Genomic DNA, 13621 nt, shown 5'->3' with positions numbered 1-13621 from the left:
GGAGTCCGGAGACACCGTCAGGGTGCTTCGAGATGAGGAAACAGGAGCCGTCACCATGACGCAGCTTTCGCCTGCCCGGAAATCGGCCACGGGGGCATCCCAGGAGCCCGCCGCCCAGCCCGCCGGCGGGTCCGCCGCCAAGGCCGGCAAGGAGAACCCCAAGTCCCTCTACGGGGGCACCCGTTCGCGGCGGATCACGGTCCGCGACATCGCCGCCGCCAAGGAGCGCGGCGAGAAGTGGCCGATGCTCACCGCCTACGACGCGATGACCGCCTCGGTCTTCGACGACGCCGGCATCCCGGTGCTGCTCGTCGGCGACTCGATGGGCAACTGCCATCTCGGCTACGAGTCGACCGTGCCGGTCACGCTGGACGAGATCACCGTGCTGTCCGCGGCGGTGGTCCGCGGCACCACCCGCGCCCTGGTCGTCGCCGACCTGCCGTTCGGCTCGTACCAGGAGGGCCCGGTCCAGGCGCTGCGCAGCGCCACCCGGCTGGTCAAGGAGGCCGGGGTGGGCGCCGTCAAGCTGGAGGGCGGGGAGCGCTCCGCGCACCAGGTGGAGCTGCTGGTCTCGTCCGGCATCCCGGTCATGGCGCACGTCGGGCTGACCCCGCAGTCGGTGCACGCCTACGGCGGCTACCCGGTCCAGGGTCGCGGCGAGGAGGCCGCCCAGCAACTGCTGCGGGACGCCAAGGCGGTGCAGGACGCCGGGGCGTTCGCGGTGGTGCTGGAGGCGGTGCCGGCCGAGTTGGCCGCCGAGGTGACCCGCTCGCTGCACATCCCCACCGTCGGCATCGGTGCCGGCGCCGAGTGCGACGCCCAGGTACTGGTGTGGACGGACATGGCGGGCCTCACCGCGGGCCGGGTGCCGAAGTTCGTCAAGCAGTACCTGAACCTGCGCGAACTGCTGGGCGGCGCGGCCAAGGAGTTCGCCGAGGACGTGGTCGGCGGCGCGTTCCCCGCCGCCGAGCACACCTTCCACTAGGAGAGTCCGGCCGACAGGCCGCCGGCCGCCGTTGTCCACCGGCTGTCGGCGGCCTGTCGGTGCGTTGTCGGTGGTCCCTGGCACTGTTGGGGGCATGACGCGACAGACGAAGAACACCAGGGGCGGCAACGCCGTTGAGGTGCGCGGTCTGGTCAAGCACTTCGGCGAGGTGAAGGCCGTCGACGGGGTGGACCTGGACGTGCAGGAGGGCACCGTGCTCGGTGTGCTCGGCCCGAACGGCGCCGGCAAGACCACCCTCGTACGCTGCCTGTCCACCCTCCTGGTGCCGGACGCCGGCCGCGCCGTGGTGGCCGGCTTCGACGTGGTGCGCCAGCCCCGCGCGCTGCGCCGCCGGATCGGCCTGACCGGACAGTACGCCTCGGTCGACGAGAAGCTCTCCGGTTTCGAGAACCTCTACATGATCGGCCGCCTGCTCGACCTGGGCCGCAAGGACGCCCGCGCCCGCGCCGACGAGATGCTGGAGCGGTTCTCGCTCACCGAGGCCGCCAAGCGACCGGCCGGGAAGTACTCCGGCGGCATGCGCCGCCGGCTCGACCTGGCCGCCTCGATGATCGGCCGCCCCTCGGTGCTCTACTTGGACGAGCCGACCACCGGCCTGGACCCGCGCACCCGCAACGAGGTGTGGGAGGAGGTCCAGCGGATGGTCCGCGAGGGCGCCACCGTCCTGCTGACCACCCAGTACATGGAGGAGGCCGAGCAACTCGCCCACGAGCTCGCGGTGATCGACCGCGGCCGGGTGATCGCCGAGGGCCGGGTCGAGGAGCTGAAGGCCAAGGTCGGCGGGCGGACGCTGCAGATCCGGCCGGCCGACACCGGCGAACTGGACCGGATGACGGGCGCGTTGGCCCAGGCCGGCCTGGACGGCGTCGGCGGGGCCACCGCCGACCACGCCGAGGGCGTGGTCAACGTGCCGATCCTCAGCGACGAGCAGTTGACCGCGGTGGTCGGGGTGCTCGGCGCCCACGGCTTCGCGCTGGCCGGCATCAGCACCCACCTGCCCAGCCTGGACGAGGTGTTCCTGGCCGTCACCGGCCAGAAGAGCAGCGGGACCGACGAAGCGGACGGCGCGCAGCCGTCCGACGAACACGAGCAGTACGCGGAGGTGGGGGCATGAGCGCCGCCACGATCACGACGGGCACCGCCCGACCCACCACCGACGAGGGCCGGATCGGCCTGCGCAGCAATCTGCGGCACATCGGCGCGCTGGCCCGGCGCAACCTCGTGCAGATCAAGCACGACCCGGAGACGCTCTTCGACGCGCTCCTGATGCCGATCGTCTTCATCCTGCTGTTCGTCTACGTCTTCGGCGGCGCCATCGCCGGCAAGGGCAACCAGCACGAGTACGTGCAGTACCTGGTGCCCGGCATGATGGCGATGATGGGCATGAACATCGCCATGGCGGTGGGCTCCGGCGTCAACGAGGACTTCCGCAAGGGCGTGATGGACCGCTTCCGGACGATGCCCATCGCCCGGTCCTCGGTCCTGATAGCCAAGATCGTCGTCGAGGTCGGCCGGATGCTGCTGGCCACCGCGATCCTGCTGGGCATGGGCTTCGCGCTGGGCCTGGAAATACGCGGCTCGGTACTGGAGTTCGTGGCTGCGATCGCGCTGTCCACGCTCTTCGGCGCCGCCCTGATGTGGATCTTCATCCTGCTGGGGCTGAGCGTGAAGACCCCGCAGGCGGTGCAGGGCATGGCGATGCTGGTGCTGATGCCGCTCCAGTTCGGCTCGTCGATCTTCGCGCCGACGCAGTCGATGCCCGGCTGGCTGGAGGGCTTCACCAAGGTCAACCCGCTGTCCAACCTCGCCGACGCGGCCCGCGCGCTGATCAACGGCCACGGCGCGGTGGCCCACCCGGCGCTGATCACGCTCGGCTGGGCGGTCGCCATCACCGCCGTGACCATGCCGCTGGCCGTGCGGAAGTTCCGCACCAAGACCTGACGCAACCGCCCGCGGGGGCCTCCCGCGGGCGGTCAACGCCCGCCCGGCTCGCGTCAGATGAGGGCGGTGGCCTCGTCCAGCGAGAGCTCGCCGCCCTCGGCCAGCGCGGCCGCGTACGCCGCGTCGCCGAGCAGCGCGCGGGCGGCCGCCTCGGTGCGGGCGCGCTCGTCCCGAATGATCCGCGGCACCATGTGCGAGCGGGCCCGCCCCGCCTCGTAGGCGCCGACCAGCCGGGCCGCGTCCCGCGCCGCGTCCGCGCCGCGCACCGCCAGCAGCGCCCGGGCGCCGGTCAGCAACTGCACCAGCGGCAGGTCCGGCGCGACGATCTGCGCCAGCGGGTCCCGGGTCAGCGCGATCGCCCTGCGCGCCCTGACCAGGAGGTCCGGGCCGTGCTGCCCCTCGTCCACGTCCAGCGAGACCAGCGAGCCCTCCAGCACCCCCCGGAAGATGTCCGGGCCGTGCGCGGCGAACGCGTCCCGCACCAGGAGGAGTTCGCGACGGGCCTCCTTGGTGCGCCCGGCCACCTGCAACCACATGGCCAGCGTCATGCGGGTGAACGGCACCGCGTCCCGGCCGCTGTGCCGGTCCTCCGCCTCGGCCAGCACCTCCCGCAGCAGCCGCTCACCGTCCTCGGGCCGGCCGTCCTCGATCATCACCGCGCCCAACCGGGCCCGCAGCACCAGGGTTTGGCCGTGCGCGCCCAGATCCTCGGCGTGCACCATCGCCGCCCGGTAGTCGCGCGCCGCGGCGTCGAAGTCGCCGCGCTTCTCGGCGCTCTCGCCGCGCCCCGCCAGCGCCTCCGCCGCGCCCCAGCCGTCGCCGAGCCGCAGGAAGATCCGCAGCGCCTCGTCGGCGTCCAGCATCGCCTGGTCCAGGCCGCCGGCATGGTCGTTGAGCACCTTCGAGCGCATCTGCAGGACGTAGGCCAACTCCCAGTCGTAGCCGTGGCCGCGGCACGCCTCGACGGCGACGTCGACCAGCTCGGCCAGCTCCTCCCAGCGGCCGTCGATCAGCACCGCGTAGTACCACATCACCCCGGGCACCTTGCAGGTCTGCGGCATCCCGCCCCGGTAGGCGGCGATGATCCCGGCCAGCTCCTGCTGCATATCCGGGCGGCGCAGCGCCTCCAGGTCGCTGTCCATGGCGGACAGCGACACCAGCCGGACCTGGCGACGGGCCTCCAGCAGCAGTTCGGGGGGCATCGGCGGGGGCGCGTCGATGGGCTGCACATGCAGGTCGGGGGCCGGTTCGACGGGCGCGACGAAGGGGTTGGGGCCCAGTTCGCCGACGGCCGCGGCCCAGGTGCGGGCGTCGCCCCGGTGGTCGCGCAGCGACCAGAACCACTGCAGGGAGAGCACCAGGCACAGCGCCTCCTGCTCGTCACGGGCGGCGATGGCGCGGCGCAGCGCGGTGCGCAGGTTGTCGTGCTCCAGCTCCAGCCGGTCGATCGCGCCGCGCTGCTTCGGGCCGCGCAGCAACGGGTCGAGGGTACGGGCCAGTTCGCGGTGGGCGACCAGGTGGCGGCGCTCCACGGCGGCCCGTTCGCCGGCCTCGTCCAACCGCTCGCCGGCGTACTCGGCCACCGTCTCCAGCAGCCGGTAGCGCATCTGCCCGGTGCCGTCGCCGTCGCCCGGGGCGGCGACCACCAGCGACTTGTCGATCAGCGAGCCGAGCAGCCCGGCGACCTCATCGGCGGCGACGCCGTCGCCCGCGCAGACCTCCTCGGCGGCGGCCAGTTCGCAGCCGCCGGCGAAGACCGACAGCCGCCGCAGCACCGCCCGTTCGGGCGCGTCGGTGAGGTCCCAGGACCAGTCCACCACCGCACGCAGCGTCTGTTGGCGCGGCAGCAGGGTGCGGCTCCCGGTGGTGAGCAGCCGGAAGCGGTCGTCGAGCCGGTCCGCGATCTGGCGGGGCGTCATCATCCGGAGCCGGGCGGCGGCCAGTTCGATCGCCAGCGGCAGCCCGTCCAACCGGCGGCAGATCTCCGCGCAGGCCGCCGCGGTCTCCGCGTCGGCCGCCACGTCGAAGCCGGGGCGGGCGGCGGCCCCGCGGTCGGCCAGCAGCCGCAGCGCCACCGGGTCGGGCAGCGGCTCCACCGGCCGCACCACCTCGCCCGGTACGGCCAGCGGCTCCCGGCTGGTGGCCAGCACGGTCACGCCCGGGCAGGCGGTCAGCAGCCGCTCGACGAGCTCCGCGGCGGCGTCGATGACGTGCTCGCAGTTGTCCAGCACCAGCAACATCCGGCGGCCCGTGCAGTGTTCGGCGAGCCGGGCGTGCGGGTCCGTCACGTCGGAGGCGTGCCGCAGCCCGTCGGCGGTGGTGCCGAGGACCACCGTCTCGCGGGCGCCGAGCGCGGTCAGCACCGCCTCCGGCACCGTCCGCGGATCGTCCACCGGCGCCAGCTCGGCCAGCCAGACGCCGTGCGGCCAGGCGTCCGGCAGCGCGGCCGCGGCTCTCTCGGCGCCCTCCTGGGAGAGCCGGGTCTTGCCGGCGCCGCCCGGGCCCAGCAGCGTCACCAGTCGGTGCGCGGCCAGGTCGCCGCGGAGTGCGGCCAGGTCCTGCTCCCGGCCGACGAAGGAGGTGAGGCGGGCCCGGAGATTGCCGGTCAGGGGCGTGGCGGCGGGCGACGGGGCGGGCGGGGGCGGCGGCGCGGGCGCCGCGGCGAGGTCGGGTCGCAGCAGTTCGGCGTGGAGGGCGCGCAGCTCCGGGCCGGGGTCGGCGCCCAGGCGGTCGGCGAGGCCGGTGCGTATCTCCTCGTAGGCGGCGAGCGCCTCGGCAGAGCGACCGGCGTCCCGCAGCGCGCGCAGCCGCAGCACCTGGAGCGGCTCGTCCAGCGGGCGGTCCTGGCAGAGCGCGGTCAGCGCCGGCAGCGCCGCGGCGGCCCGGCCCAGGTCCAGGTCGGCGGCGAGCCGGAGCCGCTGGGCATCCAGCCGGCGGCTCTCGGCGCGGGCCGCCTCCATGGCCGCGTCGGGCAGGTCCACCAGGGCCGGGCCGCGCCAGAGGGCCAGGCCCTCGTCCAGCAGGGCGGCCGCCCGGGCCGGGTCGCCGGCGTCCAGCGCCCGGCCGCCCTCCGCCGTCAGCCGCTCGAAGCGGTGCAGGTCCACCGCGTCCGGCTCGGCGGACAGCAGATAGCCGCCGTCGACGGAGGCGATCGCGGACCGGCCCAGGGCGCGGCGCAACCGGCCGACCAGCGCCTGGAGGGCGCCGGGGGCGTCGGCCGGCGGGTCCGCGCCCCAGACGTCGGCGATCAGGGCGTCCGCGGGCAGCGCCCGGCCGGGGTGCAGCGCGAGCGCGGCGAGCAGCGCGCGCAGCCGGGCGCCACCGAGGGCGACGGGGGTACCGTCGGCCCGGCCGGCCTGGGTGGTGCCGAGAATTCCGTAGCGCACCGGGACATTGTCGCCCGCCGCCGGAACTCCCCGCGTACCGAGCCGCGTTTTGCGGAAACGGGACGCCCTCACCGGCCCGCGCCCGGGGCGGCCGATCGCCACGGCCCGTGCGCCGACGGCCGCACCGCGGATACGGTCGGGGGCGGCCCGCCCGGCCCCGGCCGGATCCCGCCCCCGAACGACCCTGGAGCCCCGCACCGATGACCACCGCCGTCCCGCGCGCCGAACGCCGCGTCCATCCGGTCTTCCTCGCGCTCGTCGCCGTCCTCGCGGTCTCCGGATGGGCGGTGTGGAGCGGCACGCTCGCGGCCAACACCGGTTTCGCGGTCTTCCTGTTCGTGGTCGCCGGCTGGGTGGTGTCGCTGTGCCTGCACGAGTACGCGCACGCCCGCACCGCGCTGCACGGCGGCGACCTCACGGTCGGCGCGAAGGGCTATCTCACCCTCAACCCGCTGGTCTACTCGCATGCGCTGCTGAGCATCGTGCTGCCGGTGCTCTTCGTGATCATGGGCGGGATCGGGCTGCCGGGCGGCGCGGTCTTCATCGAACGCGACCGGATCCGGGGCCGCTGGCGGCACAGCCTGATCTCGGCCGCCGGCCCGCTGACCAACGTGCTCTTCGCGGTCGTGATCAGCGCGCCGTTCTGGCTGGGCGCCCTGGACGGCATCCCGGACACCTTCCGCTACGCGCTGGCGTTCCTGGCCCTGCTCCAGGTGACCGCGGCGATCCTGAACTTCCTGCCGGTGCCCGGGCTGGACGGCTACGGCGTGCTCGAACCATGGCTGTCCCGCGGGCTGCGACGCCAGGTCGAGCCGTTCGCGCCGTTCGGGATGCTGGTGGTCTTCGGGCTGCTGTGGGTCCCGGAGGTCAACCAGGTCTTCTTCGAGCTGGTGCACACCGTCCTGCGGGGGCTGGGCGTGCCGGCCTGGGACACCTACTGGGGCCAGGAGTTCTTCCGCTTCTGGCAGGGCGAGCCGCAGGTGCCGCAGGTCGGCGGCGTGGGGTGAGGGCCCCGGCGGGTCAGCCGGACGCCTCCGCCTGGCGGGCCCGGGCCAGCTTCGCCCTGCGCAGGTAGAACCACGCCATGTTGCTGGAGACGCCGGCCATCAGGACCCAGACGATGCCCACGAAGCTGCCCCGGACGAAGGACACCACCGCCGCGGCGGCGGCGAGCAGGCACACGGCGAGGGAGAGCAGCGCGAGGCGCCGGTCCGGTCCGGGCGGGGGCAGCGAGGGCATGGGGTCGACTCCTGTCGGTCGTGCGGTCGGCACCAGTGTCCCAAATGCCCCGCGACGCTCGCGCCGCCCCCTCCCCCGCCCGTACCGGGCGGGGGAGCTCAGCGGACGGCTCAGACGTCGGTGACCCGCAGCCCGGCGTGCGCCTTGTAGCGGCGGTTGACCGAGATCAGGTTGGCGACCAGCGACTCGACCTGGTGGGCGTTGCGCAGCCGGCCGGCGAAGACCCCGCGCATCCCCGGGATGCGGCCGGCCAGCGCCTGCACCAGGTCGGTGTCGGCCCGGCTCTCGCCCAGCACCATCACGTCGGTGTCGATCTCGGCGATCTCCGGGTCCTGGAGCAGCACCGCGGAGAGGTGGTGGAACGCTGCGGTGACCCGGGACTCCGGCAGCAGCGCGGCGGCCTGCTCGGCGGCGCTGCCCTCCTCCGGCTTGAGCGCGTAGGCGCCCTTCTTGTCGAAGCCGAGCGGGTTGACGCAGTCGATCACCAACGTGCCGGCCAGTTCCTCGCGGAGCGCCTCCAACGTCTTGGCGTGGCCCTCCCAGGGCACCGCGACGATCACCACGTCGCTGCGCCGCGCGCAGTCGGCGTTGGCGGCGCCCTCCACGCCCAGGCCGCCCAACAGGGGCTCCGCGGCGGCCGCTTGGGCGCGCTCGGCGGCCCGGGAGCCGATGATCACCTTGTGGCCGGCCCGGGCGAACCGGTAGGCCAGGCCGCGGCCCTGGTCGCCGGTGCCGCCGAGCACACCGATCACCAGGCCGGAGACGTCGGGCAGGGCCCAGGGGTCGCGGGCGGCCGGCTTGGCGGCGTCGGACGAACCGGCGGACGGGGTCGCGGACGGGGTCGCAGCAGCGTCAGAAGTAGTCATGACAGCGATACTGTCACGCCGCGGCCCGGCCCTCGCGGCGCGGTCACGCCTTGACGCTCCCCTCGGTCAACCCCGTGCGCCAGTACCGCTGGAGGACCGTCATCAGGACCATCAGCGGCAGCACCGACAGCAGCGCGCCGCCGACCGTGTACTGGTAGAGAACCGGCTGCCGGTCGGCGTAGCCGATCCAGGTGGTCAGGCCCAGTTGGACCGGGTAGAGGTCGGAGTCGGAGAGCATCACCAGCGGCAGGAAGTAGTTGTTCCAGATGTGCACGAACTGGAACAGGAAGACGGTGATCAGCGCCGGCCCCATCAGCCGCAGCCCCAGCCCGGCGAAGATCCGGCCCTCGCCCGCCCCGTCGATCCGGGCCGCCTCCAGCAGCGCGTCCGGCACCGCGGCGGCCGCGTAGATCCGGCACAGGTACACCCCGAACGGGCTGACCACACTGGGGATCAGCACCGCCCAGTAGGTGTCGGCCAGCCCCAGCGCGCTGAAGAGGAAGTACAGCGGCAGCGCCAGCGCGGTGCTCGGGATCAGCACCCCGGCCAGCACCAGTCCGAAGACCGTCTCCCGGCCCCGGAACGGGAACTTGGCCAGCGCATAGCCCGCCGCGGCCGACAGCAGGGTGGCGCAGAGCGCGCCGAGCCCCGCGTACAGCAGGGAGTTGGCGAACCAGCGGAGGTAGACGCCGTGGTCGTAGGCGAGGACATCGGTGAGGTACCGGACCGGCCGCGGGTGGGCGGAGAACCAGAAGCCGAAGGTGCCGAAGAGATCGGCGCTGCTCTTGGTGGCCGAGACGACCAACCAGTAGACGGGCGCCAGGAAATAGAGGGCGGCGACGGCCAACAGGGAGGCGGTGATGATCCGGTGGCGGACCGTGGCGGCCTGGGCGCTCATCAGGGCTGCCTCCCGCGCCCGCCGACCAGCCGCAGGAAGCCGAACGAGGCCGCGCACGCCACCAACGCCAGCAGCACCGCCTCGGCCGCCGCCCGGTGCGCGTTGCCGCCGACGAACGCCTCGCTGTAGGCGTGCAGGTTGGGGGTGTAGCCGGAGTCGATGGAGGAGGTCAGCGGGCGCAGCACCATCGGCTCGGCGAACAGTTGGAGGGTGCCGATGATGCTGAAGACCGTGGTGAGCACCAACGCCGGCCGGATCAGCGGCAGTTTGATGTGCCGGGCCACCTGCCAGCCGCTCGCGCCGTCGATCCGCGCCGCCTCGTACAACTCGCCGGGCACGGACTTGAGCTGGGCGATCAGCACCAGCATGGTGTAGCCGGTGAACTGCCAGGTGACGATGTTGGCGAGGGCCCACAGCACGCTGCCCCGGGAGAGGAAGTCGACGTCCCAGCCGACCGCTTGGGCGATCCGCACCAACGGGCTGAGGCCGGGGACGTAGAGGAAGCCCCACAGGATCGAGGCGATCACCCCCGGCACCCCGTACGGCAGGAAGAACGCGCCGCGGAAGAAGGGCACCCAACGGGCGGCGGCGCTGTCCAGGAGCAGCGCAAGGACGGTGGCCAGCGCCGTCATCAACGGGATCTGCACGGCGCCGAAGAGCAGCACCCGGCCGAAGCCGGCCAGGAATCGGTCGTCGGCCAACGCGCGGCCGTAGTTGGCGAGACCGGCGAACACCTCGTGCTGCCGCCCCAGGCCGAGCGGGCCGGTGCGCACGGTGCGCCGCAGGCTGGTCCACACCGCGTAGCAGACCGGAGCGAGGTAGCACAGCGCGAAGAGGGCGAGGAACGGCAGCACGAAGCCGGCCGCGGCCCGCGCGCCCCGCCCGCGGCGCCCGCTCATCCGCCGGCCTCCGCCTTCAGGCCCTTGTCCCGCAGGTCGGCGACGGTCCGCCGCTGCACCTTCGCCAGTGCCGAACGGAACGAACTGCCGTCCGCGAGCGCGTCGGTGAGGGCGTCCCCGAGGTCCTGGAAGAGCGCGTCCACGTCCGGCCCCCACTGCCAACTGGTGTCCACGTGCGCGCCCGCGTCGGCGAAGACCGCCCCGTACGCCTGGCCGCCGAAGAAGTCCCGGTCGGCGTCGAGGGCGGCGGGGCGGTAGCCGGACGTGACGCTGGGGAAGCCGTAACCGCCCCTGAGGAGCAGGGCGATCGACTCCGGGTCGGTGTTCAGCCAGAGGGCGAAGTCCAGGGCGTCCCTCGGGTAGCGGGCGGCGGCGAAGACGGCGGTGGTGGAGCCGCCCCAGTTGGCGGAGGCCCGCTCGCCGGGACGCCACTGGGGCAGCGGGGCGGCCCGCCAGCTCCCCTTGGTGCCGGGCGCGTTGCCGGCCAGCAGGGCGTCGCCCCAACTGGCGCCCACCCAGGCGGAGATGGCGCCGGTCTGGAGGTCCTTGTACCAGGCGTCCCGGCGGTCCGGGATGGTCTTGACCAGCCCGCGGCGGACCAGCGCCTCCCAGAAGTCGGCGACCCTGCGGGTGGGCCCGTCGTCGAGGTGGACGATCCACGTGTCGCCCCGGGTGGCGAACCACTTGGCGCCGGCCTGCCAGGCCAGGCCGGCGAAGCGGTTCCCGTTGGTCGGCGCGAAGGTCTCGATCCAGGCGCCGTGCCGCCGGACCGCCTCGGCGGCCACCGCGTACTCCGCCCACGTCCGCGGCACCCGCACGCCCCACCGGTCGAAGAGGTCCTGCCGGACGAAGAGCCCCATCGGGCCGCTGGCCTGCGGGATGGCGTAGATGCCCGGGCCGAAGACGGACTGCCGCCACTGCCAGGCCAGGAACGCCCCGCGGTGCCGGGCGGCGCCCAGTGGGGCGAGGTCGCGCAGCCCGTTGTCCAACAGGAAGCTGGGGATCACCGGGAACTCGATCTGGCCCAGGTCGGGCGGGTTGCCGGCCTTGATGGCGGCGTGCATCTTCGCGTACTGCTCGCCGTTGACCGCGGACACCTTCTCGACCCTGACCTGGACCTCGGGGTTGCGGCGGTTCCACAGGTCAACGGGCCGGTCGATGCCCGGCACCCAGGTCCAGAAGGTGAGGGTGATCCGCTGCCCCCTCCGCCGCACCCGGGGCGCGCCAGCGCCGCCGGCGCCGCAGCCGGCGAGCGCGCACCCGGCCGCCGCCGCCCCGCCCAGGACCGTGCGACGACGGACCGCGCCGCGCGGGGCGCCCGCGCCGGTCACACCAGCCCGTCCAGGGGGATGCGACGGAAGGTGAGGGTCTCGTAGGCGCTGAAGTCGCCCGTCTCGTGCAGGAGTCCGACGGTGTCCCGGTCGAGCCGGACGAGGTCACCGTAGCCTGCCGGCCGCCCGTCGACGGTGTGCGCCGGCCGCCAGGTCAGCCCGCCGTCCCGGCTGGCGCGGACGGTCATCAGGGCGCGCGCGTCGGGGTGCGCGGGGCCGGAGAAGAGCAGTGCGCCGCGGTCGTCGAGGTGCAGGACACTGCCCTGGACCTGCGGGCCGGCCAGCCCCGCCTGCGGCCGGAAGGGGGCGGCCAGGCGCTCCCCGCCGTCCGTCGAGACCGCGTCCAGGCGGCGCCAGGCGGCCGTCGCGGCGTTGCGGGCGTTGAGGTAGACGGTGCCGTCGGGGAGTTCGGCGGCGGTGGTCTCGTTGGGCGCGACGGTCGCGGCCGCCCCGAGGCCGGCGGCGCCGATCCGCCAGGTGGCGCCGTCGTCGTCGCTGAGCAGCAGGTGCCCGCCCTGGTAGCGGGGCTCGGTGCCGGTGTCCCCGGGGGCGGTGGGCGGAACGGAGTGGTTGGCGGGGACGACCAGCCGGCCGGCGTGCGGGCCGTGGCGCAACCGGAGGGCGTGCCCCGGCCCGGTGGCGTACCACCGCCACTCCGGCGGCTTGGTCCGGTCCGTGATCTCCCGCGGTGGGCTCCAGTTCTCACCGTCGTCGTCGCTGTGCTGGAGCCAGACCCGGCGGCCGTCGGCGGGCCGGACCAGGCCGCGGCAGATCCGGTCCTCGGTGGCGTCGGCGGCGGCCCGGACGTGGACCAGGAGCACCCGGCCGCCGGCGAGGACCACGGGGGCGGGGTTGCCGGCCGTGGCGGTGCCGTTGCGGGCGACGCGGCGGAGCGGGCCCCAGGTGCGGCCGCCGTCGGTGGAGCGCTTGAGCACGATGTCGATGTGGCCCGCGTCACCGGCCGAGTCGACCCGCCCCTCGGCGAACGCCAGCACCGCCCCGGAGCGCGCCCGCACCACGGCCGGGATCCGGAAGCTGGCATACCTCTCGGTCCCCGCCCGGTACGGCACGGAGCTGGCATACGTCACGGGTCACCCCCTGCACGGGCCGGACGTAGGATGTCCCTTATCCTGCGGACCATAAAGAGCGCCCAACTACCCGTCAAGGCACGGCACATGGCGCGTTTCCGTGTCGGCAACGACACCACTGACGCGGGATGAAATCCCGGTGAACGGGACGACCCCGGCATAGCGGAACCCCGGGACACCCGCCCCGAAAAAGGACCGCCCAGGGCGCGCTCCTACGGGGCCAACCGGCGCCGGATGCCGTCGAAGTGCCGGTGCATCGCCGCCACCGCCCGCTCGCCGTCCCCCGCCTCCAACGCGTCCACGATGTCCGCGTGTTGGCGGTACGTCACCTCCGGATCAGGCCGGCCCTCGGCGAGGTCCTCCCGCACCCGGCTCAGCGCCGCCCAGAACGCGTCCAGCACCTCGCTCAACAGGTGGTTGCCGAGCGACCGGTACAGCGCGAGGTGGAAGGCCCGGTCGGTGCGGCTCATCACCCCGCCGCCGCGCGCCTCCATGGCCATCTGCTCCACCAGCGACTTGAGCCGCGCGAGGTCCCGCTCCGACACCCCGCGCGCCACCGTGCCGATCAGCCCCGCCTCCAGCGCCTCCCGGACCTCCATCAACTCGTAGAGGCTGGGCTCCCCTTGGTGGTGCCGGACCGCGGCCCGGAAGGCGATGCCCTCCACGAACGGCTCCAGGCTGAGCGCGCCCACGTAGGTGCCGAACCCGTGCCGGATCTCCACGATCCGCATCGCCTGGAGCGCCTTGAGCGCCTCCCGCACCGAGTTGCGGCTGACGTCGAGCATGGCGACCAGGCCGGCCTCGGTGGGCAGTGGATCGCCCGGCACCAACGCATGGTCCAGGATCAACTGCTTGATCCGCGCCTGGACGTCCTCGGTCATCGTCGCTCGCGCCATCCCCATCGCCCCTCTTCCGTCTCCCACGCCTCATGTGCCGCGCGCCGCCACCCCGTTCGGCCCGCACCGGG

General features: G+C 74.1%; 12 protein-coding genes. 4 read left to right on the top strand and 8 right to left on the bottom strand.

The window, feature by feature from the left end; translation table 11 throughout:
• Nucleotides 1-55: 55 nt before the first annotated feature.
• The 3 genes from panB to PV796_RS27100 all read left to right on the top strand — a co-directional run bounded on the left by panB (nt 56) and on the right by PV796_RS27100 (nt 2947).
• Nucleotides 56-985: a 3-methyl-2-oxobutanoate hydroxymethyltransferase gene (gene panB, locus PV796_RS27110; protein WP_274916005.1), complete on the top strand. Its 930-nt coding sequence runs from the start codon at nt 56-58 to the stop codon at nt 983-985.
• A 94-nt stretch (nt 986-1079) separates the two neighbouring features.
• On the top strand, nt 1080-2120 hold the full coding sequence (locus tag PV796_RS27105; protein ID WP_274916004.1) for an ATP-binding cassette domain-containing protein: 1041 nt from the start codon (nt 1080-1082) through the stop codon (nt 2118-2120).
• Nucleotides 2117-2947: an ABC transporter permease gene (locus tag PV796_RS27100; RefSeq protein WP_274916003.1), complete on the top strand. Its 831-nt coding sequence runs from the start codon at nt 2117-2119 to the stop codon at nt 2945-2947. The genes PV796_RS27105 and PV796_RS27100 overlap by 4 nt, the downstream gene beginning before the upstream one ends.
• Before the next feature lie 53 nt (nt 2948-3000).
• Here PV796_RS27100 and PV796_RS27095 read toward each other — a convergent pair whose 3' ends face one another.
• Nucleotides 3001-6333, bottom strand: a complete 3333-nt coding sequence (locus tag PV796_RS27095) for a BTAD domain-containing putative transcriptional regulator (RefSeq protein ID WP_274916002.1) — start codon at nt 6331-6333, stop codon at nt 3001-3003.
• Nucleotides 6334-6533: 200 nt separating this feature from the next.
• Between PV796_RS27095 and PV796_RS27090 the strand changes: the two genes are divergently transcribed.
• A complete protein-coding gene (locus tag PV796_RS27090; RefSeq protein ID WP_274916001.1) occupies nt 6534-7340 on the top strand; it encodes a site-2 protease family protein in 807 nt (268 codons plus the stop codon).
• Nucleotides 7341-7353: 13 nt separating this feature from the next.
• Here PV796_RS27090 and PV796_RS27085 read toward each other — a convergent pair whose 3' ends face one another.
• The 7 genes from PV796_RS27085 to PV796_RS27055 form a co-directional block, all read right to left on the bottom strand.
• A complete protein-coding gene (locus PV796_RS27085) occupies nt 7354-7572 on the bottom strand; it encodes a hypothetical protein (protein ID WP_274916000.1) in 219 nt (72 codons plus the stop codon).
• A 110-nt stretch (nt 7573-7682) separates the two neighbouring features.
• Nucleotides 7683-8438 (bottom strand): NADPH-dependent F420 reductase, encoded by a 756-nt coding sequence (gene npdG / locus PV796_RS27080; protein WP_274915999.1) that lies wholly within the window; start codon nt 8436-8438, stop codon nt 7683-7685.
• Nucleotides 8439-8481: 43 nt separating this feature from the next.
• A complete protein-coding gene (locus PV796_RS27075; protein WP_274915998.1) occupies nt 8482-9336 on the bottom strand; it encodes a carbohydrate ABC transporter permease in 855 nt (284 codons plus the stop codon).
• The gene (locus PV796_RS27070; protein ID WP_274915997.1) at nt 9336-10235 is read right to left on the bottom strand and encodes a carbohydrate ABC transporter permease; all 900 of its coding nucleotides are present in this window, start codon (nt 10233-10235) and stop codon (nt 9336-9338) included. Before PV796_RS27070 ends, PV796_RS27075 begins: the two co-directional genes overlap by 1 nt.
• Nucleotides 10232-11566 carry an ABC transporter substrate-binding protein gene (locus tag PV796_RS27065; RefSeq protein ID WP_274915996.1) on the bottom strand — a complete coding sequence of 445 codons (1335 nt, stop codon included), beginning with the start codon at nt 11564-11566 and terminating at the stop codon, nt 10232-10234. The genes PV796_RS27070 and PV796_RS27065 overlap by 4 nt, the downstream gene beginning before the upstream one ends.
• Nucleotides 11563-12654, bottom strand: a complete 1092-nt coding sequence (locus tag PV796_RS27060; protein WP_274915995.1) for a sialidase family protein — start codon at nt 12652-12654, stop codon at nt 11563-11565. Before PV796_RS27060 ends, PV796_RS27065 begins: the two co-directional genes overlap by 4 nt.
• A 212-nt stretch (nt 12655-12866) precedes the next feature.
• Complete coding sequence (locus PV796_RS27055; RefSeq protein WP_274915994.1) at nt 12867-13550, bottom strand: FadR/GntR family transcriptional regulator; 684 nt, start codon at nt 13548-13550, stop codon at nt 12867-12869.
• Nucleotides 13551-13621 lie beyond the last annotated feature (71 nt).

The organism is Streptomyces sp. WZ-12, assembly GCF_028898845.1.
Classification (GTDB): Bacteria; Actinomycetota; Actinomycetes; order Streptomycetales; family Streptomycetaceae; genus Streptomyces.
Note: the sequence above shows the minus strand (reverse complement) of the source record. Positions and strands in the feature narration are given on the sequence as shown.

What these genes read in the sequence shown, in the direction of transcription:
- PV796_RS27090 (WP_274916001.1), top strand. Translation starts at nt 6,534, where the DNA reads ATGACCACCGCCGTCCCGCGCGCCGAACGCCGCGTCCATCCGGTCTTC.
- PV796_RS27075 (WP_274915998.1), bottom strand. Translation starts at nt 9,336, where the DNA reads ATGAGCGCCCAGGCCGCCACGGTCCGCCACCGGATCATCACCGCCTCC.
- PV796_RS27085 (WP_274916000.1), bottom strand. Translation starts at nt 7,572, where the DNA reads ATGCCCTCGCTGCCCCCGCCCGGACCGGACCGGCGCCTCGCGCTGCTC.
- PV796_RS27070 (WP_274915997.1), bottom strand. Translation starts at nt 10,235, where the DNA reads ATGAGCGGGCGCCGCGGGCGGGGCGCGCGGGCCGCGGCCGGCTTCGTG.
- PV796_RS27100 (WP_274916003.1), top strand. Translation starts at nt 2,117, where the DNA reads ATGAGCGCCGCCACGATCACGACGGGCACCGCCCGACCCACCACCGAC.
- panB (WP_274916005.1), top strand. Translation starts at nt 56, where the DNA reads ATGACGCAGCTTTCGCCTGCCCGGAAATCGGCCACGGGGGCATCCCAG.
- PV796_RS27055 (WP_274915994.1), bottom strand. Translation starts at nt 13,550, where the DNA reads ATGGCGCGAGCGACGATGACCGAGGACGTCCAGGCGCGGATCAAGCAG.
- PV796_RS27105 (WP_274916004.1), top strand. Translation starts at nt 1,080, where the DNA reads ATGACGCGACAGACGAAGAACACCAGGGGCGGCAACGCCGTTGAGGTG.
- npdG (WP_274915999.1), bottom strand. Translation starts at nt 8,438, where the DNA reads ATGACTACTTCTGACGCTGCTGCGACCCCGTCCGCGACCCCGTCCGCC.